This is a genomic window from Lederbergia citrea (assembly GCF_018343525.1).
GTDB classification, from domain to species: Bacteria; Bacillota; Bacilli; order Bacillales; family Bacillaceae_C; genus Lederbergia; species Lederbergia citrea.
The window spans coordinates 227,047-246,981 of record NZ_JAGYPH010000003.1 but is presented as its reverse complement, the minus strand read 5'-3'; the positions used below and the strand labels follow the sequence as shown (position 1 = coordinate 246,981).

General features: G+C 36.3%; 18 protein-coding genes, 1 pseudogene and 1 riboswitch. Of the genes and pseudogenes, 12 read left to right on the top strand and 7 right to left on the bottom strand.

From position 1 onward, the window contains the following. The first annotated feature begins 419 nt into the window (after nucleotides 1–419). The 11 genes from KHA88_RS15675 (at nucleotide 420) to KHA88_RS15625 (ending at nucleotide 11,372) form a co-directional block, all read left to right on the top strand. Nucleotides 420–1,058 (top strand): hypothetical protein, encoded by a 639-nt coding sequence (locus KHA88_RS15675; protein WP_213122453.1) that lies wholly within the window; start codon nucleotides 420–422, stop codon nucleotides 1,056–1,058. Nucleotides 1,059–1,156: 98 nt separating this feature from the next. Then, a complete protein-coding gene (locus KHA88_RS15670; RefSeq protein WP_213108301.1) occupies nucleotides 1,157–1,378 on the top strand; it encodes a hypothetical protein in 222 nt (73 codons plus the stop codon). 174 nt (nucleotides 1,379–1,552) lie between these two features. Then, a complete protein-coding gene (glsA, locus tag KHA88_RS15665; protein ID WP_213122452.1) occupies nucleotides 1,553–2,482 on the top strand; it encodes a glutaminase A in 930 nt (309 codons plus the stop codon). 191 nt (nucleotides 2,483–2,673) lie between these two features. Next, nucleotides 2,674–2,775: riboswitch (purine riboswitch) on the top strand. A gap of 285 nt (nucleotides 2,776–3,060) precedes the next feature. Further along, nucleotides 3,061–4,020: a nucleoside hydrolase gene (locus tag KHA88_RS15660; RefSeq protein ID WP_213122451.1), complete on the top strand. Its 960-nt coding sequence runs from the start codon at nucleotides 3,061–3,063 to the stop codon at nucleotides 4,018–4,020. An 89-nt stretch (nucleotides 4,021–4,109) separates the two neighbouring features. Further along, nucleotides 4,110–5,324 carry a NupC/NupG family nucleoside CNT transporter gene (locus KHA88_RS15655; protein ID WP_213122450.1) on the top strand — a complete coding sequence of 405 codons (1,215 nt, stop codon included), beginning with the start codon at nucleotides 4,110–4,112 and terminating at the stop codon, nucleotides 5,322–5,324. 230 nt (nucleotides 5,325–5,554) lie between these two features. Then, entirely contained in the window at nucleotides 5,555–6,247 is a 693-nt protein-coding gene (gene deoC / locus KHA88_RS15650; RefSeq protein ID WP_213099210.1) for a deoxyribose-phosphate aldolase, read from the top strand. 102 nt (nucleotides 6,248–6,349) lie between these two features. Continuing rightward, nucleotides 6,350–7,099: a GntR family transcriptional regulator gene (locus KHA88_RS15645; RefSeq protein WP_213122449.1), complete on the top strand. Its 750-nt coding sequence runs from the start codon at nucleotides 6,350–6,352 to the stop codon at nucleotides 7,097–7,099. A gap of 28 nt (nucleotides 7,100–7,127) precedes the next feature. Then, nucleotides 7,128–8,072, top strand: a complete 945-nt coding sequence (rbsK, locus tag KHA88_RS15640; RefSeq protein WP_213122448.1) for a ribokinase — start codon at nucleotides 7,128–7,130, stop codon at nucleotides 8,070–8,072. A gap of 20 nt (nucleotides 8,073–8,092) precedes the next feature. After that, a complete protein-coding gene (locus KHA88_RS15635) occupies nucleotides 8,093–9,049 on the top strand; it encodes a nucleoside hydrolase (protein ID WP_213108295.1) in 957 nt (318 codons plus the stop codon). After that, the gene (locus KHA88_RS15630; RefSeq protein WP_213122447.1) at nucleotides 9,046–10,002 is read left to right on the top strand and encodes a nucleoside hydrolase; all 957 of its coding nucleotides are present in this window, start codon (nucleotides 9,046–9,048) and stop codon (nucleotides 10,000–10,002) included. Before KHA88_RS15635 ends, KHA88_RS15630 begins: the two co-directional genes overlap by 4 nt. 155 nt (nucleotides 10,003–10,157) lie before the next feature. Next, nucleotides 10,158–11,372 (top strand): NupC/NupG family nucleoside CNT transporter, encoded by a 1,215-nt coding sequence (locus KHA88_RS15625; RefSeq protein ID WP_213108293.1) that lies wholly within the window; start codon nucleotides 10,158–10,160, stop codon nucleotides 11,370–11,372. 276 nt (nucleotides 11,373–11,648) lie between these two features. On the opposite strand, the gene KHA88_RS15620 is transcribed toward KHA88_RS15625, so the two are convergent. Further along, nucleotides 11,649–12,203, bottom strand: coding sequence for a GNAT family N-acetyltransferase (locus KHA88_RS15620; RefSeq protein ID WP_213122446.1), 555 nt, complete (start codon nucleotides 12,201–12,203; stop codon nucleotides 11,649–11,651). Nucleotides 12,204–12,445: 242 nt separating this feature from the next. Between KHA88_RS15620 and KHA88_RS15615 the strand changes: the two are divergent. After that, nucleotides 12,446–12,833: pseudogene (locus KHA88_RS15615) on the top strand ((deoxy)nucleoside triphosphate pyrophosphohydrolase); the annotation flags it as partial. Between the two features lie 684 nt (nucleotides 12,834–13,517). Here KHA88_RS15615 and KHA88_RS21480 read toward each other — a convergent pair. The 6 genes from KHA88_RS21480 to dndB all read right to left on the bottom strand — a co-directional run bounded on the left by KHA88_RS21480 (nucleotide 13,518) and on the right by dndB (nucleotide 19,888). Continuing rightward, nucleotides 13,518–13,604 (bottom strand): DUF4062 domain-containing protein, encoded by an 87-nt coding sequence (locus KHA88_RS21480; protein ID WP_213122596.1) that lies wholly within the window; start codon nucleotides 13,602–13,604, stop codon nucleotides 13,518–13,520. A gap of 90 nt (nucleotides 13,605–13,694) precedes the next feature. Then, complete coding sequence (locus KHA88_RS15605; RefSeq protein WP_213122445.1) at nucleotides 13,695–14,813, bottom strand: cysteine desulfurase family protein; 1,119 nt, start codon at nucleotides 14,811–14,813, stop codon at nucleotides 13,695–13,697. A 9-nt stretch (nucleotides 14,814–14,822) separates the two neighbouring features. Then, nucleotides 14,823–15,194 (bottom strand): DNA sulfur modification protein DndE, encoded by a 372-nt coding sequence (gene dndE / locus KHA88_RS15600; RefSeq protein ID WP_213122444.1) that lies wholly within the window; start codon nucleotides 15,192–15,194, stop codon nucleotides 14,823–14,825. Further along, complete coding sequence (dndD, locus tag KHA88_RS15595; RefSeq protein WP_213122443.1) at nucleotides 15,191–17,176, bottom strand: DNA sulfur modification protein DndD; 1,986 nt, start codon at nucleotides 17,174–17,176, stop codon at nucleotides 15,191–15,193. The genes dndE and dndD overlap by 4 nt, the downstream gene beginning before the upstream one ends. 22 nt (nucleotides 17,177–17,198) lie before the next feature. After that, complete coding sequence (gene dndC, locus KHA88_RS15590; protein WP_213122442.1) at nucleotides 17,199–18,788, bottom strand: DNA phosphorothioation system sulfurtransferase DndC; 1,590 nt, start codon at nucleotides 18,786–18,788, stop codon at nucleotides 17,199–17,201. A gap of 2 nt (nucleotides 18,789–18,790) precedes the next feature. Continuing rightward, nucleotides 18,791–19,888 (bottom strand): DNA sulfur modification protein DndB, encoded by a 1,098-nt coding sequence (dndB, locus tag KHA88_RS15585; RefSeq protein ID WP_213122441.1) that lies wholly within the window; start codon nucleotides 19,886–19,888, stop codon nucleotides 18,791–18,793. Nucleotides 19,889–19,935: the final 47 nt, after the last annotated feature.

Sequence of the window (19,935 nt, the reverse complement as noted above, 5' to 3'; positions counted from 1 at the left end):
ATTCCCTCCGCTTGTTAAACTTTGATGTGTGAGTACATACACATTCCCACCCACAATTATACGATGTAATTCACAATAAGTTTCACTTTTTAATGTGACCAATTTATTACAAAATCAATTCGACAAGTGCCTGTCACCACCCGAAATTTGTCGAATACTTAGGGATTGGAGCTTTAGAAAAATTATTTGAACAGTTGAAGGCAAAAGAAGAGTCATTCACGAAAACAATATGGATTTTTTTCCGCTAGAAAAAAGTAGGTAGATGGGTTCAAGAATCGATAAGGATTCCGGTTTCCCATCTATTTTTATTTTAGTTTTTAGGCGACAAATCATAGGCATAAAACTTCTGTATACAACGTAAAAAAAGCCCGATTTTATGTTATAATTTGGTAAACTATGGAATGAACGGGGGATAAAACTTGTCAGGATCGTTTCAAGTTAAATTTAGGGACGGTGAAACCTTAGTTATCAGCGATATCATTGAATTTGAAGAAAAACAGCAAGATGAAATTGAGGCTACTGCAGGGGACTACACTAAGATACAGCTTCGTCAATTTAATCAGGATGGTAAGGACTTATCATATTTAACAGATGAGCAAAAAAAAATTGTTCTCAGAACGAAAAAATTAACCGTTGATGGTAAAACTGCAGACCAGTTATGGGGGCAAAAGATAGTTAGTGTGTCAGTTCATTTTAATGAACGAATTCTTGAAAGACTTGGTTCTGATGAGCTATCCGTCATAATAAGCATAATAGATAGGATCATTAACACCGATTTTGTAATAAAGGCGCAATTCAAAGGTTACCCCGCACTTACATATACATTGATGAAATCAGATGATCCGGAAAAATTTAAGTTTGCCGTTAGCTTTAAAAGAAAAAATAAAGGACATTATACGTTGCAGATTGTAACACTTACTTTTAAAAATTCTCCGCATAATAAGATGACCACTAGGCTTATCCAAGACGCAAATCTATTAAATAGAATGGAAGATTTTAAACGTAAATTAAAGGATGCGGTGAATAAAGAAATAAAGGACAATGGGAATAAAAATTGAATATATAAGTAGTGGAGTTTAAAATTCCATTAAAAGGTTAAAAATAATATAAAAAGGGACTGAAACAAATGGTAACCAGAACCAAGGAGGTTCCCGCTATGGAAAGGGAAACTACTTTCTTTAAAAAAGACATCACTTGGAATATTTTGGATAGGAAGTATATTGTTCGCAATGTACCCTATACTGTGTCGGATACCGAAGATGAACAGTTTCTTGATTTAGATGTCTCGATGAGACTCACCGCCCTTAGAGATCTAATGTTTGAAAATGAAATTCCTCACGATATCAATTATGAAGACATTGCTCATATTGAATTTTAATTTTCTTACCATCATATAGAACATCCCCAAAAACCTCGTGTAATTACTGTGGAGGTTTTTTATTTATAATATCAGCTAACCATTTTGGATTAATCCCCAATTTCTATAAAATGAATAACCCTTGTTTTTTCATATAATAATCCCATTTAGCCCATACTACTAACGGTGATGAATATGCCCTGTCAATCAAGTGATGAATTAAAGGCGTTAGTGAAAGAAGCTCGTCCCTATACAAAAAATGGCAAGGTTGCCGACTATATTCCGGCACTTGGAAAAGAAAATCCGAATGACCTCTCAGTTTCCATTTACTATCCTGATGGGCAATGTATTTCTGCTGGGGAGATCGACAAAAAATTTACACTCCAAAGTGTTTCAAAAGTAATAAGTCTAGCCCTTGTTTTGATGGATAGAGGCCAAGACTATGTGTTTGAACGGGTTGGAATGGAGCCTACCGGCGACCCTTTTAATTCGATTATTAAACTGGAAACTGCCGCTCCCGGTAAACCGTTAAATCCGATGATTAATGCTGGGGCCCTTGTTGTCACCCATATGATTAAAGGGAATTCTGTTCAAGCGCGGTTCAATCGGTTATTATCCTTTATTCAGGAAATGACAAATGACCCAACCGTTACCTATAGTGAGGAAGTGGCCCGTTCTGAATTCGAAACGGCATATCTAAACAGGGCATTATGCTATTTTATGAAGCAGTATAACTTTATAAATGAGGACGTAGAGCAACTAATGGATTTATATACGAAGCAATGTGCCATTGAAATGAATTGTTTGGACTTGTCCAGAATAGGAATGGTGTTTGCAATGGACGGGTTAGATCCATTAAGTGGAAAACAAATCATGCCTATAGATGTAGCGCGTATTTGCAAAACATTTATGGTGACATGTGGCATGTATAATGCTTCTGGAGAGTTTGCCATTAAAATTGGGCTCCCAGCAAAAAGTGGTGTATCAGGCGGCATTATGGGAACTGTTTCCGGTAGATTCGGCATTGGCATTTTCGGCCCTGCTTTAGACGAAAAAGGAAACAGTATCGGTGGAATGAAATTATTGGAGCTGTTATCAAAAAAATATGGTTTGAGTTTGTTTTGAAGAGGGTCCATTGCTAAAACGTATAAATATAAAGGAGAACATCGTGTTCTCTTTTTTTTTTGAAAAAATATACTCTTTCCTTTTCTTATGCTGTATTATCCGAACATTCAGTTGTCATAAAATAAAAACTTTCGTGGTTTCCGTTGACCATTGCAGGACTTGTATGCTATTAATGTTATAGTAAAATAACAACTTAATGAAAGTTTTTTGAATGTATATGCTTAGGAATATGGCTTAAGCGTCTCTACCTGGTAACCGTAAACTACCGGACTACATGAAAGAATGATTGGAAACTTGTATTTTATATTAAATCCATTCCATTATTTCTCAATGTAAATCCGTAACCTGGGTAGGTATATATCCGGGTTTTTTTGCATTTCACTCGAACCATATTAAGGAAGTGAGATAGGAAAGAATATGAATATCCTTCCATGGAATCGGGAGACTATATCGGTGTAAGGCCTTGCTGCTTTGAAAAGGAACACTTCGATATCATTGGAGCCTTACCTGATACCACCGAAGATCTTTTAGTCGAATATTCATATAAATACTTTTTAATGAAAAGGATGGGATTTGGGATGGCGAAAAAACATATTTATTTTAATCACGACGGCGGAGTCGATGATCTAGTTTCATTATTTTTATTACTAAAAATGGATAATGTCGAATTAACAGGTGTATCTGTCATTCCGGCAGATTGTTATTTAGAGCCAGCGGTTTTTGCAAGCCGAAAAATTATTGATCGCTTTGGGGACGGTGTCCGTCTCGATGTCGCTGAGTCAAATTCACGCGGAAAAAATCCTTTCCCAAAAGACTGGAGAATGCATGCATTTCTTGTGGATGCACTACCGATTTTAAACGAATCTGGAGAAATTATTACACCTGTAGCAGAAAAGCCGGCACATCTCCATATGATTGATGCGATTCGTAATACCACTGAAAAAACAACTTTATTATTCACGGGTCCTCTTACTGACCTTGCCCGTGCATTAGATGAAGCTCCAGATATTGAAGAGAAAATTGAAAGACTTGTTTGGATGGGTGGTACTTTCCGTGAAGACGGCAATGTTCATGAACCTGAACATGATGGAACAGCGGAATGGAATGTATTTTGGGACCCTGAAGCTGCAGCTCGCGTATGGGAAACTAACATAGAAATTGACTTAGTCGCGCTTGAAAGCACAAATCAAGTACCGTTAACTTTGGATGTGCGCCAACGTTGGGCAAAAGAGCGTAAATACATCGGGGTTGATTTCCTCGGCCAATGTTATGCGATGGTACCGCCGCTTGTTCATTTTACAACAAATTCTACCTACTATTTATGGGATGTGTTAACGACTGCGTTTATTGGCAATAGTGATCTTGTTAAAGTCCAAACGGTCAATAGTGTTGTCATCACCGATGGACCAAGTCAGGGACGTACAGTTGAAACACCCGATGGTCGCCCGGTGAATGTAGTTTATGACGTGAATCGCGATGCTTTCTTCGATTACATGACGGAATTAGCAAGGCAAGTAAGTGGAGAAAATTCCAAATGATAGAGAAAAACCATGTATGAGGTTCAATAAGTATAGTTTAAACAATATTAATTTCTATTTACTTTATTAACAATGATGGGGGAGAAACTATGCAATACATCTGGGGAATTTGTGGCATCATCGGTATTTTAGCAATTGCATTTGCCCTATCGACAGCACGTAAATCCATCAATCCAAGAACCATTTTAGGTGCTTTAGGCATCCAACTCCTTTTTGGTTTTGCAGTGTTGAAATGGGAACTCGGAAGAAAGATTTTGCAATACCTTTCAGGGATTGTCCAAAAAGTGATTGACTCGTCCGATGCTGGAATTCAGTTCTTGTTTGGAGGAGTACTAAATGCAGAAAACGCAGGTTTTACCTTTGCCTTACAAGTGTTACCCATTATCATTTTCTTTGCTTCATTAATTTCGGTTCTTTATTATCTAGGAATTATGCAGTATGCAACTAAGTTTATCGGTGGACTTTTGGCAAAAGCCCTTAAGACAAGTGAGACCGAATCGATGTCAGCTGCTGCCAATATTTTTCTTGGTCCGACAGAGGCTCCATTAGTTGTAAAACCCTATATTGAGAAAATGACTAAATCAGAATTATTTGCCGTCATGGTAGGGGGAATGGCCTGCGTATCGGGGGCCGTTTTAGGAGGGTATGCCAAGCTGGATGTACCAATAGATTATTTGTTAGCCGCAGCTTTCATGGGTGCTCCGGCGGGATTGTTATTTGCAAAAATCATCGTTCCTCAAACAGAAAAATTGAACACAGCTGACCGTATTCAAATGGTTAAAGACGAGGAATCTAGAAATGTCATTGATGCAGCATCGCGCGGGGCGATAGATGGATTAAAAATAGCGGTAAGTGTTGGTGCATTGTTACTTGCATTCATTTCTCTCATCTTTTTAATTAATATGATAATCGGAGCTATTGGTGGAATTTTTGGATTTGAATCTTTAACGCTAGAACAGATTTTAGGCTATCTTTTCTTCCCACTTGCTTTCCTCATTGGAGTTCCATGGGATGAAGCATTAAAGGCTGCCTCTTTTATTGGGCAGAAATTTGTACTAAACGAATTTGTTGCTTACACTTCTTTTGCTCCTGAAATCGCTAATCTATCTCCTAAAAGCGTCGCGATGATTAGCTTTGCACTTTGTGGTTTTGCCAACCTTTCAGCACTTGCTATGCTAATTGGTGGATTAGGAGGAATGGCTCCTTCTAGAAGACAAGACATTGCTGAAATGGGGTTACGAGCAATAATCGGAGCAACACTGGCCAATCTGCTCAGTGCAGCCATTGTAGGGATGTTGATTTAAGATAAAAGATGTTATGTATAGTAAAAAATTAGTTTGAAAAAAGAAGCGTCGAAAATAGTTTGTATTATATAGAAGGAAAAACATATAAGGGTGACATCCAATAACAGGGTGTCACCCTATTTTTAGTTAATCCTAACCTACTATTATTCGATAAAATATTGACAGATTATTTATATAAGTCTATACTCATATATAGACGTATATATACGTATACACAAGGAGGAGTAAAAATGACTACAAAAGTTTATACAGTTGAAGAAATTGCAAGTAAAATCCAACATACGAATGTAAATCCTGATGTAACTAAAGAAGATATTAAAAAACTATCTGAAGATTGTATGGAATATAAATTTGACGGAGTAATGCTTCAGCCTTGCTGGATTGAGGAAGCAAAAAAACACTTACAAGGTTCTGAGGTGAAAATCTGTACGGCATTAGGTTATCCAATGGGAGGATCTACTACGGCGACTAAAGTTAATGAAATGAGAGAGGTTATTGAATTAGGCGCGGAACAAGTGGATTTTATGGCTAATATTGGATTCCTAAAAAGTGGTATGTATGATGAATATAGAGAAGAAATTGCTCAAATCGTAAAAGCAGCAAATGGTAGAGTTACAAAAATTATGCTTGAATTTGGAATGCTCACACAGGAAGAAAAGAGGAAGGCTGCGGAACTAGCGTTGAGCGCGGGAGTTACTTATTTAAAAAACTCAAGCGGCTGGGGTAAAGGCGGTCATGCAACAGTTGAAGATGTTCAATTGTTAAAGGAAATTGCAGGTGACAAAGCATTAGTCAAAGCATCTGGTGGTATTCGTGATTTTGAAAGTGCTTCAACAATTTTAAATGCGGGTGCAGTTCTACTTGGTACAAGTGCTGGAGTGAAAATCGTCACAGGCGCTGGTAATGCTTTAAGCGATTACTAATAAACCATATCCCGAATTTATACTTGTTGATGTACCATCTATTTTATATTTTAAACAAAGGTATAATAGGGTGGGAAATAAATTCGGGAAGGTGTTTTTAAGATGAATGAACTAATAAATATTATAAATAAAAATGATCCTAGACCTCTATATAGCCAAATTGCCGATGGGATTCGTGAAAAGGTATCAACAAAAGAATGGGAGAAAAATCACCAATTGCCTGCAGAAGAAGAGTTGGCAAAGATGCTTGAAGTCAGTAGAGGCACACTTCGAAAAGCAATTTCTTCATTGATAAAAGAAGGGATCTTAATTCAAATTCAGGGCAAAGGGACGTTTGTTGCTGAACCCAAAATGTCACATCCTTTTGGGCAAGAATTGATTTCTTTCGCAGAATCAATGGAAAGAGAAGGCATTAAGTTTGAAACGAAAGTGATTGAGAAACGTTTAATACAGCCAAAAGCATCGATTCGACAAAAGTTTTCATTAAAGGATGGACAATCAGTCCTTTATTTAAAACGTGTCCGTTATATTGACAATGACCCAGTTATCGTTCTTGAAAACTATATCAATGTGAATCTTTGTGAAGGAATTGAACAAGTTGACTTTGAAAATACGCATTTGTTTGCAGCAATTGAAAAAATTAGCGGACGAAAAATTAAGTTTGGTTTTCGTCAGTTTGAAGCAAGAGGATTAGAAGAGGAACAAGCATTAATTTTATCGTTACCAAAAGGCACACCTGTTCTATATTTAGATCAAATTACGTATTTAGAAGAATCAAAGCCAGTTGAAATTTCCTATGTATGGTTACGTTCTGATAAATATTCAGTGGCTTCTTTTTTACAGCGTGATTAAGATTGTTTACAAGAGGTGAAGGGGTATGATGAACTCTGAAACAAAAAAAATTCTAGTAATCGGCAGCTATAATGTCGGTTTAACATGCCAAACCGATCGTGTACCTGTCTGGGGTGAAACATTAATTGGACAAAGTTTCTCTGAAAGCAATGGTGGAAAAGGAGCTAACCAAGCAGTTGCAGCAGCTAGACTTGGCGGTGATGTAGCATTTGTTGGCTGTCTTGGGAATGACCGCTACGGAGATGAAGGACTTCGTATGCTTGAAAGTGAAAACATAGATATTTCGGGTGTACGTCGTTCAAAAAATAAAAGTACCGGGGTTGGCTTCATCTTTTTAAACTCTGAAGGCGAGAATTGCATTCTAGTGGATCCAGGGGCCAATCACGACCTCTTACCAAATGATGAAAGCGTTTTAGAGAAGATTGATGAAGCTGATATTATTGTTTGTCAGTTGGAAAATCGTCTTGACACAGTAAGAGAAGCATTGCGTTATGCTCAGCAATTAGGCAAAACCGTGATTTTAAATCCTGCGCCAGCTAATGCTGAAGCGTTGGAGTTGTTACAATACACATCAATGATTAATCCGAATGAATCGGAGTTACTTATTTTAAATGGGGAAAATCCAAATGAAGAATTATCCGTACAAAAATGTGAGGAACTTGCTTCTAGGTTATTAAGCAAGGGACCAAAAGCAGTAATTGTAACTCGTGGGGAAAACGGTGCTTTAATTGTAACGCAACAAGGTGTTGCTCAAGTACCCGCCTTTAAAGTGGAAGCGGTTGATACAACTGGTGCGGGAGATTCCTTTACGGGAGCGCTAGCTGTTTATCTTGCAGAAGGACTAACATTAGAAGATGCCGTGGGTAAAGCGAGTATTGTTGGGTCTTATTGTGTAACTAAACGAGATGTTATTCCGGCCCTTCCTACAAGGGAGCAACTTGAAGAATTTGAAAAACAATTTGTCGCAATATAATGAAGAGGATGAAAAAAGAGATGGCAAAGAAGCATATTTATTTTAATCATGACGGCGGAGTCGATGATCTTGTTTCATTATTTTTATTACTGAAAATGGATAATGTCGAATTGACAGGTGTATCGGTCATTCCGGCTGATTGTTATTTAGAGCCAGCCGTTTTTGCAAGCCGAAAAATCATTGACCGTTTTGGAAACGGTGGTCTTGACGTAGCAGAGTCCAATTCACGTGGAAAAAACCCATTTCCAAAAGATTGGCGAATGCACGCTTTTTATGTAGATGCACTACCGATTTTAAACGAATCTGGAAAAATTATTACACCAGTAGCAGAAAAACCGGCACATCTTCATATGATCGATGCTATTCGTAATACTACTGAAAAAACAACTTTACTATTCACGGGTCCTCTTACTGATCTTGCCCGTGCATTAGATGAAGCTCCAGATATTGAAGAGAAAATCGAAAGACTTGTTTGGATGGGCGGCACTTTCCGAGAGGCTGGGAATGTTCACGAACCTGAACATGATGGAACAGCAGAATGGAATGTGTTTTGGGACCCTGAAGCAGCTGCCCGAGTGTGGGAAACTAACATAGAAATTGATCTAGTCGCACTTGAAAGCACAAATCAAGTACCGTTAACTTTAGATGTACGCGAACGATGGGCAAAAGAGCGCAAACATATTGGAGTTGACTTTCTCGGCCAATGTTATGCTATGGTGCCACCTCTTGTTCATTTTTCAACTAATTCTACCTATTATTTATGGGATGTGTTAACGACTGCGTTTATTGGCAAGAGCGATCTTGTTAAAGTACAGACGATAAATAGCGTGGTGCACACAGATGGACCAAGTCAGGGACGTACAGTTGAAACACCTGATGGCCGCCCTGTGAATGTAGTTTATGACGTGAATCGCGATGCTTTCTTCGATTATATGACGGAATTAGCTAAGCAAGTAACGAAGGAGGATTTTAAATGATAGATAAAAAACGGGTCATTATTGATACGGATACAGCTGGTGATGATACGATTGCCATTTTAACAGCGCTTCATTATTTTAATGTAGAAGGAATTATGATGACTGGTGGAAATGTCCAATTTGATCAGCAAGTAGAAAATGCCCTTTATACGATTCAAGTAGCTGGTAAGGGTGGACAAGTACCGGTATATAAAGGGTGTGAGCGTCCGTTAATGGGGCTTGGTGAAAAGGAGCACCGAACGGTTGAAGATGTTCACGGAAGAGATGGAATGGGTGATTCATTTTTTGAGAAAGCAGTCCAGCGTCCAGCTGACGGACATGCAGTTGATTTTCTCATAGAAACAGTTCATAAATATCCCGGAGATATTCATTTATTAGCGATTGCACCATTGACGAATATTGCAATGGCCATTAAAAAAGACCCAACAATTGTTCCGAAGATTCCTCATCTCTATATTATGGGTGGAACAAATAATGCTTTAGGAAATATTACCCCAAGTGCTGAATATAATTTCTGGGTTGATCCCGAAGCTGCAAAAATTGTCCTTCATTCGGGTATTCCAATCACGATGGTTGGCTGGGAAATGTGTACACAATATTCAATTATGGATGACAATGACCACAAAGACATTGCGGCATTAGCAACAAAAGGGTCAAAGTTTTTCACTGATGTTAATAAAGTTGTTATGAAGTTTAATAAAAGCGTCCACCAATTAAATGGTACAACACATCCAGATACACTGTTAGCTGCTGTTGCAGCAAATGAAGATATAATGACAAAGTCTAATCTTTATCACGTAGATATTGAAACAGTCGGCGAACTCACAAGAGGGTACAGTCTTGTCGATATTAATAACCGTCTTGAACGTGCAAAAAATGTTCGTGTTTGTGAAGCTATAGACCGTCATTCATTTAAAGAAATGCTTCTTGATGTATTGCGTGCGATACAATAGAAAACTTGTGACCGTTGTCTGTATCGACGCTATGAATCAAGAAGTATATTAAAACAGATATTGTTTAAATTTATTGAGCATAAGGAGCGAGTGCCTGCTTCTTTATGCTATCTCGTCTGTATATTATATAAATTGACGATGATGGGGGAGGAAATATGCAATACATTTGGGGTATCGGGGGAATAATCGGAATTTTAGCATTAGCTTTTGCCCTTTCGAAAAAGCGCACTGCCATCAATCCAAGAACAGTTTTTGGCGCTCTAGCCATCCAGCTTATTTTTGCTATTGCGGTGTTGAAATGGGAATTTGGAAGAAAGATTCTCCAGTTTTTTTCATCCATTGTCCAAAAAGTAATCGACTCGTCCAATGCTGGAATTCAGTTCCTATTTGGAGGAATACTAAACGCGGAAAATGCAGGTTTTACCTTTGCATTACAAGTGTTGCCCATTATCATTTTCTTTGCATCATTAATATCGGTTCTCTATTATCTGGGAATTATGCAGTTCGCAACCAAGATCATCGGTGGATTTTTGGCCAAAATGCTGAAAACGAGTGAACCAGAATCGATGTCAGCTGCTGCAAATATCTTTCTCGGTCCAACGGAAGCCCCATTGGTCATTAAACCTTATATTGAGAAGATGACCAAATCAGAATTGTTTGCAGTAATGGTAGGGGGAATGGCGTGTGTATCTGGCTCTGTTCTCGGTGGATACGCGATGCTTGGGGTTCCTCTAGAGTATTTGTTAGCTGCAGCTTTTATGGGGGCTCCTGCGGGATTGTTATTTGCAAAGATAATAATTCCCCAAACAGAACAACTAAACACTGGTGAACGTATCCAAATGATCAAAGATGAGGAATCAAGAAATGTAGTTGATGCAGCAGCACGCGGGGCTGCGGATGGATTAAAAATAGCAGTAAGTGTAGGTGCATTATTGCTTGCTTTCATTTCCCTCATCTTTTTGGTCAATACAATTATCGGTTCGATTGGTGGAATCTTTGGATTTGGAACGTTAACACTAGAACAAATCTTAGGATACATTTTCTTTCCGCTTGCCTTCCTCATTGGAGTTCCATGGGATGAAGCGTTACAAGCCGCTTCTTTCATTGGACAGAAGTTTGTGTTAAACGAATTTGTTGCCTACACTGCTTTTGCCCCCGAGATTGCTAATCTGTCCCCTAAAAGCGTTGCGATGATTAGTTTCGCACTTTGCGGTTTTGCGAATCTGGCTGCGATTGCCTTGATGATCGGTGGATTAGGAGGCATGGCGCCGTCAAGAAGACAAGATATTGCGGAGATGGGTTTGAGAGCGGTAATAGCGGCAACCCTGGCTAATCTGTTGAGTGCGGCGATTGCTGGGATGTTGATTTAAGAAAAGGAGTTTTGTAATTTTGCACTTGACGAGATAGTTAACGAGTGGTGAATAAATATATTAATAGAAGAAGCATCTGGATAAAACTAGATGCTTCTTTTTGATGGTCGGATATTTAATACTATGTACGTAAAGAAAGCCACTTCATAAAAAATGGGCGATTATTGTTTTGCGAATTGTCGTACCACTTAGAATAAAGTTGTACAGGAGGAGTGCTATGACAAAAGTGGTGGGTGTGTATAAATTTCAGATTAGTATAGAAAAGTCCCACAACAACTATATCTGTTTCACTAAATAATGATATACATGATCGTTAATCGTAATTGTTTTCTTATAGGAAAAACCAAGCCGTTCATAAAGTTTACGTGCTTTAATATTGGTCTCTTCGACATTCAAAGAAACAGTGGGGTAACCTTGAGCATTCGCATAATCTATTGCTGATTGTAAAAGTTCTGTTCCGAACCCTTGCCCACCAAATTTTGGGTTCACACTTAGCGTATCAACATAGAAATCCGTTGCACCCGCTTCCGGATCTAACACCGGTTCTTTACCCGTAATCTTCCTTACATGTGCACGGATTGGCTCATCGAGATCCAGTGAATTTTTTCCGTGATAAGCAACAATAATGCCAATGGGAACATTATCAACAATCTTTACAAGGCAATTGTGGTAGCTTAGACGATTCAGCTCTTGAGAAAAAAATCGCTCCAACTGTTCGAGTACTTTTTCCTTCTCATCTTCTCCTGTCAATGCATGTGCGATATCATGGATAGCTTCATAAATGAGCACTGAAGCTTGTTTACTGTCCTGCTTTTCTGCTTTTCTAATCATGATGCTGCACTCCTTATTCTCAATAAAAGATTCACTGATAATAGATTATCATTCATATTTGAAATGAACCAGAAAGAGTAATAGTAGAAGATATATCTGTCATCAATAATCCCGATGTACCAGCAATTATGGGTTGTAATCATTTTAAATTTATAATTCAATCCTACTTTATGTATCAAGTCCTGAATATCCGGAACACATTCCGTAATATCAGATAAAACAGGATAACGAAGGGGGATCCAATGAATAAGAATATCCATGTCGTTGGTGCAGTAATCATTGAAAACGGTAAAAGCTTATGTGCACAAAGAGGACCAACTAAATCACTACCCCTTAAATGGGAATTCCCAGGTGGCAGAATAGAAAAGGGTGAGTCACCACATGAAGCTCTGCATCGCGAAATTAATGAAGAAATGCATTGTAAAATAGAAATCCGTGAACAAACCGAAGATACCGTTTATGAATATGACTTTGGAATTGTTCACTTGACAACGTTTCACTGCAAACTGATCGAGGGTAAACCAATTTTAACAGGGCATTTAGCGATTAGATGGTTACAACCCAACGAGCTAGCGTCTTTGGGCACCTGCTGATATACCTGCGATTGAAAAAACATTAAAAATATCCATTTTTTCATTAACGGGTTCGGTTTATGGGGAGAAAAATGCTAATAACAATGTAAACATAAAACTAATTAGCATACATTTCAACAACAAATTGGTATGAAAAATAAGTAGTAATCAGAGTTCTAATTTGCAAATCAACAATAATGTTTAGTGCGAGTTTTATTCAACGATGCAGGATAGCTAAACAAGACTGATTTTATAGTATTTTTCCATTTTTTAAGAGGTAAAAATAATTATATGGTGAAATAATACTATATTAACAATTAAAGGGGGTGCGAAATGGCTGATATAGTTTGGGGGAGTCCAGGTAGTTTATTTTGTTTAGGATTTTTTTTAGCGGGGTTGGGCGTTTTTATAAAGTTTTCGCGAAGTCCGAAATAATTATTCAATTTAGTAACGTTTGTAAATCCTATCTTTTTAAAAAATATAGTTGTGATAATGTGCAACTTTAACAAGTCGATGTATAGAAAAAAGCTCAGGTCTTTTGCACTGAGCATCTTTAAATTTAATTATTGTGTTAATTTAGGTGCTAATTAGATTGTCGTTTCAGATACTAAATGTACTTTCGTACTTCAAAACCGAACCTGAGAAAAAATCTGGGCGTTTTTTACTTTCATCCGTCCATTCCGTTTATGGGCCCATTATTAAAAGGGAGAGGAAAAGGGCCCTCTCCTTCGGTGTCTAAATTTTAGATGTGTTTACCATTCCTAACAGCGGCTTGTCTTTCTTGTTGTAAGTCAGTATAAGTAGAGGATATAAATACCTGTTTTTTCAATTATAGACTCCTTATTCAATACTAAGTTAATTAAAATATAGAAGGCTTATTAATCAAGTTAGGTGTATTAAAATTAATAAAGGAAGGTATTTACAAGTCTCTAAATATATCCAAATCTTCCTTTCCATTAAGTGCTGAAATCGAAAACCTTACCGTGGATCTTATCTCGTCCAACGTTAACCCTATACCTTCCAATACATGAGACGGTTTCGTTGAACTGCATGCCGATCCAGTAGAAGCAGCCACCATAGGAGCAAGAGTCTTTAAAAGTAATTCATTGTTTACACCTTTAAATAACACACTTAGAATACCAGGTATTTTATTTTCTTTATCATTATTAAACTTAATTTGATTGCCGAATTTATCATTTAATATTGTACAAAGGTATAACTCTAGTTCCTTTAGTTTCACGATATTCTTGCCTAAGTTTAGGGTCACTATGTCAGCGGCTTTTCCCATACCTACAATGTTATGAACTGCCAACGTACCACTTCTGACACCGTGCTCCTGACCACCACCATGTAATAACGGAGTGAATTTAGTTAAAATCCCATACTTATCTTCTCGAATAAAGGTGGCACCAATTCCTTTTGGACCATGGAATTTATGGGCAGAACAAGATAAAAAAGTGATTCCTGGGAAGGCTGACATATCAAATTCGATTTTACCAACCACTTGGGTGGCATCTGTGTGTAAAAAAATATTCTTATCAAGACATACGTTAGAAATAGATTCCATATCATTTAATGAACCGAGCTCATTATTTCCCCAAATAATACTTACTAATATAGTGGTGTCTTTTATGCTATTTTGAAAGTCCTCAAGGTCAATTCTTCCGTATTGATCCACATCAAGATACGTGATAGAAAAACCTTTTTCTTCTAGGTACCTACAAGTTTCTAATACAGAAGGGTGTTCAACTTTAGTTGTAATGATATGATTTCCTTGATTTTGATAATAGTCTGCTACTCCCTTAATAATCATATTATTGCTTTCAGTTGAACCGCTTGTAAAAACTATTTCTGAGCTATTGCATCCTAACAAAGAAGCAAGAGAGGCCCTCGCTTCTTCTACCGCCCGTTTGGCATTTTCAGCCTTTGAGTAATATTTGCTTGATGGATTCCCGAATTCCTCCATTAGATAAGGTAGCATAGCATCTTTTACTTCCGGATAAATTTGTGTGGTAGCACTATTATCTAAATAGATCATTCATTTCACCTAACTTCCCATTCCTATTAAATTTTGTAGAAGTTTTTCATAATTACCAGCATGTTTATATTCATTTTCTAGTAATATCATTCCTCTTTCAATATGTGCATTGAAAAGGTCAGGGAAATATTCTTCGTCTGAAACATTACGTTGTGCATGTTGTCGAATCAATGCTTTATAAACATAATCGTTTTCACCGGTCATTGCATTCCGATGAATATCTACACCATTTTTATTTTCTACTAACCCAGGCATAGATGGGTCTTGTAAAGAAAGAGAAAGGGCGATTCTTGATAAAATATTCCAAGTCAAACCGGTAGATGCCTGAAGAGAATTTAATCGTTCACCAGTATCTTTGGATGTTTTTAAGCGGAAATTCATGTACTCAACTCCAATTGTTTAAAAGGAAAATAATGATTTATAATGTGTGTTTCTTTTCTTTCGACGTTAAAGTCTAACATGTATTCTTTGGCAAGATTATCTATTAAGATATTATAATGAGCTTGGTCAATTTCAGTGTCGGTGGAAAGAATAATTGCTTGTTCGCCGCAGTTAGGAATAAATTCTCTTAATACCGTAGCTTTATGAGTTTTATCTAATCTACCTAGTAGTGTGTCAAAGATAAATGGTACTTTTCTTCCTGAACATTTAAATATCGCCCAAATAATTGAAATTAATAATATTTGCTTTTCGCCAGCCGATAATGTTGAAATTTCTAGATGCTCTTTTTGTGAATCTAGCAAGGATACATCATAATTTTCGTGATCTATAATAATTGAATTAATATAATTATGCTTTCGCGTTATTCTTTTTAACATAGTGGTAGCTTCAATTTGAACTTGTTGAAGCTTTTTCTTTAATTGAATCTCACGAAATCGTCGACTTAAAGCAATTACCTTTTGTGCCTCTAAGAATGAACTCTGTGTCTTTTCATTATCTTTAAGATTGATTTGGATTTTATCGATATTAGAAATAGTTACTGTTAATTCACTTTTAAGTTCATTTAATTGTGATTCTGAAATTTCTATCTGATTGTCTAGTTCTAGAATTCTTTGTTGCAGTCCTTCAATCTGTTGAATCATATGGCTAAATTCATTAGAGGAATCATTGACCCTTAATTTTTCTCTAAGTGTTTGAAGTTCGCTAAGTTTATTTCTATTTTCCTCCAAGAGTAATAAAATCTCCTGGTCATGATTATTTGAAACGTTTAAATACATGTTTTCTATAAGACTACTTTCTGAAAATGAAGCACCATGTATTTGATGAATATCTTCAGCGGGTTTAAGTAAATTTAATACTTGTTCCTTAATCTTTTTACTGTGCATATTGTTTAATGAGTCAGATACAGACTTAAGAATAGCATTCATACTGTCATCAGTAAGTTTTGCCTCTAATTGTTTATGAAGTTGTAGGGCCTCTTCGCCCTTTATTTGCTCTCGCGCTTTTACAAGTAATTCCTTTGATAAATAAAAAGGGAGAAGGTCAGCAACAAACTCCCTTGTTTTATCCATGTTTTGTTTCCTACTTAATTCGATAACATTTATATCCCTAATAATCTCTTCTCGTTCACTTTTAACTAAACCGCCATATTTTTCAAAGTCATTTCTCAACTTATCATATTCATCTTGATAGTTTGATCTTTCATTTTTTAAGTAATTAAGATTACTACTTTCATCGGCATACTTAGTTCTTAAATCTCGTTCACGTTGATTTAAGTCGTAGATTTCGCTTTCTAACTCCTCCATTTTTTGGGAGTTAAACAACTGATTTGAGTACTCTCCAAGGTCGTCTTCAAGAACTTCGAATAAATCCAGGTTAAACACAACCTTAGCCAGTTTTTTTAAGTAACTTGAAAGCAAATTTTCATTTACTATTTTTGCAATTTCCTCGCCGTCAAAAAGACAAAGGTCTAAAAGTTGAGGTGGCATAACCTCTTTTAATTTAGATTGAAATACTTCCTTATCATACTCGGATAGATGTTTTCCATTAGCTATTAAATCAAATTCTTCTTTTAAGTTTTGTTTACTTCTATTCCATTTACGGAATAATATATAATCGATTTTTTCGAAACCATCAATTAAAGAGAACTCTAACTTAATTAAAAAGTTGTTTTCTTCTCTCTTTTTTGCGCTATTATTCAAGAAAGTATTTACTCTATTATAGTACTCGACATTTTCTGTTTTAAAACCGTAGCTATATGCGCCGAATAATCCAAGTTTAATTGCATTTAATAAAGTAGTTTTCCCAGCACCATTTTCTCCACCGATTAATATAACGTTTTTCCCTACGGTAGGGCTAAGGTCAAAGGAGTTCAAACCTCTATATGGCCCGATATTGGTTAATTGAATTTTATTTAATATCATAAAATAACCTCTTTTTCTATTCTTACAAGTGTAAATAATCCTGCTTTAAGACCTTGCCTATATCATTCATTAATCCTCTACGAATTTTATATCCTGAAAAGTCCTTTTCGATCGAGATTAATTTTTTAAGTACGTTAAAGTCAACTTGAAACTGGTCGCAAAGTAACTCGAGGTCAGATATCTGCTCTTTATCAAATAAAGGACGATCATCAATTTCCCAATCTAAAGAATATCCCATTATTTCTTTATGGATAGAAGGTATTTGATCGTTCCAATCACCGTTCCTGAACCAGATTTTCCTAATTTCTTTTAACTCATCCACACTAATAAGCTCATAATAAGGATCATTGGGATGTTGAATTTCTTTTTGAACCTCTAAGAGTTTAGTTAATATTTCTTTACGGGTTTCCATAGTAAAGGGTCCTAAACCGAGTTGAGCATATTTTTGAATTATTTGACCATCTAATGTTTCTTCCTCATAAGTAACTAATATTTTATGATCTTCTGGGGAACTTAGATCTATTTTATTCTTTTGGATATAACTTTTAAGTTCACTCTTTTCAAGAATCTCATATTCCTCTAAAGGGATAAATTGTGCTAGTCTGCTCGATTTCCTAGGAATAAAAACGTGAGGTATTCCGTCTTTCTCTTCAATTTTTACATCTCTATAATAAATTTGACCGTTCATTCTATACTTCATTCTTCTGGTTCTATCATCCCTAATTTCGGCTAACCAATTTCTAAAATCGAGTAAAGGTTTCATCCAATCATGTCCACTCTGGATAAATCCGTTTAAAGCTTTATCTTCGTTTACTACAGTACAAACCCAGCAACCGAATCGGCTGTTCCCACATGAACCCGCACTTTCTTTAATATTTTTATCAACCATTAACGGACATTCACCACTATTAGAATCCTGATATAATTGATGAAGTTCATGATTGTCATCACCCCAAGGTGAAGGGTGATTTAATAAATAATTCCAAACATCGTCAATATCAAAACTTCTAATAGGGGCGTATACATAGGCATTTGACAACGTTGAGTGCCTCATAAAAGTTTTTCCCTCTACTGTATGGGAACGTATTACATTTCCACGGGTTACACTTTCATCTTCACGAACTCCTAGGACCATAATTACCTCTCCAAAAGAGGATACTTTATCCGTAATAAATTGATTTGCAGGGTCTATTTTAAGTCTATCCGTACACCACCTAAATTGTTGGTTGGGAGAGGGATAACCTTTTCCAATAATATTCGCCCAGAAAGACTGCTGAGCATCAGGTTTAACCTTATGCGTTTCAATAGGTAGATTTCTATTCAGAGCTTCATCTTGAATCCTTCTTAATGTCGTATTAATAGAATTGATAATTAAAGGAGTCTCAACTAAAGTATCTGAAGAAATGACATAGACTTTTTTATGTAATTCCTCTAAAGGCATCTCACATAATGCTTCGAATACAAGTTGAACAACGACTGTAGAATCTTTACCGCCACTATAACCTACGACCCAAGGATGGTCATCACCCTTATAAGCCTCTTTAATTTGTTCTTTGGCGTCATCTATCTTAGGTAATTGCTTTGATAATAAATTACTAATAATACCTTTCATATCTAGTTAACTCCTTGGAAGTATTTGTCTTCTAAGACTTGCTCAGCATCTGTTAATGGTAAATTGATTAATTGTTTAATCCTATTACATGTTAATTGGATAGTGTGTGAGGTCTTTTGTATTCTTCCGCTATGATTAAAGGCGCGACCCAGCCAATCATTTGTGTTCGCTCTATTCCAATCAATTTTAGATAAATCTTTTATATAATCTTTCCATTCATTTTCGTGGTATTTTCTAAGGTAATAACCCAAAATTCCCAAAGCCTCAAAAAACACTGCGTGCCCAACAATATAGTTAACACGTAGCTCCCGAGGAGTAAGTTCTTTGTTTAGAATCATTTTCCATTCTGTAATAGCTTCACACAATGTAGCCCAATATTCTTTTAAAAATTGTTCATCTGAATTAGTAATTTTATCGCCTTTTGATTTCCCTAATAATTTCAAATTAGTATTAAATATATGATTTAATGCTAGAACTTTTGGAGAGTTTTTTGATAGTGAAACTCTTTCATTATCGGTATATCGATTTAGCATAGGTATAGAAATAATAATATCTTTCGTTACCAAAGCCAATCGGTCACGATGATCGTACAAAATTCCAATAGAGGAAGTTGTATTTACAGCATGTCTATTTAAATCTGAAAAGATTTGCTGTGAATTTTTTAAATTCTTATCATGAAAAAAAACAACAGAAATAGTTTCGTCTCCAAGTTCGGGTGAAATCTTTAATGCTTCTTCAATGGCTGCTCTTCTATGCTGCCCATCGTTAATTAGAAATCTTGAATCCAAAGAAATTCTAAGTTGACCTAGATCTTTGAGCGAAGGCTCATCACTGAAAGGTATAAAATTAATTTCTCCATCTATTGAAGCAGTCATAGAAGAAAAAACATAATCACGTTGGTTTTCAATAATATAGTTCGTTATGTCTGGAATTCTAGCTTTATTAAGAATCCGTTGTGCTCGATATTCTGGAGGTACTTCTTCCTCATCAAATAAAAAGATCTTCGGAATTATCCTTAAAGGACACATTGCAACAAAATATTCTTTTTCAGCTTGTATTCCTCTGAGGGCAGGAAAGTTATAACAAAATGATGAATCCATATACATTCCTCCTTATTACGTACGTACTTTATTATGAAAATTATAAG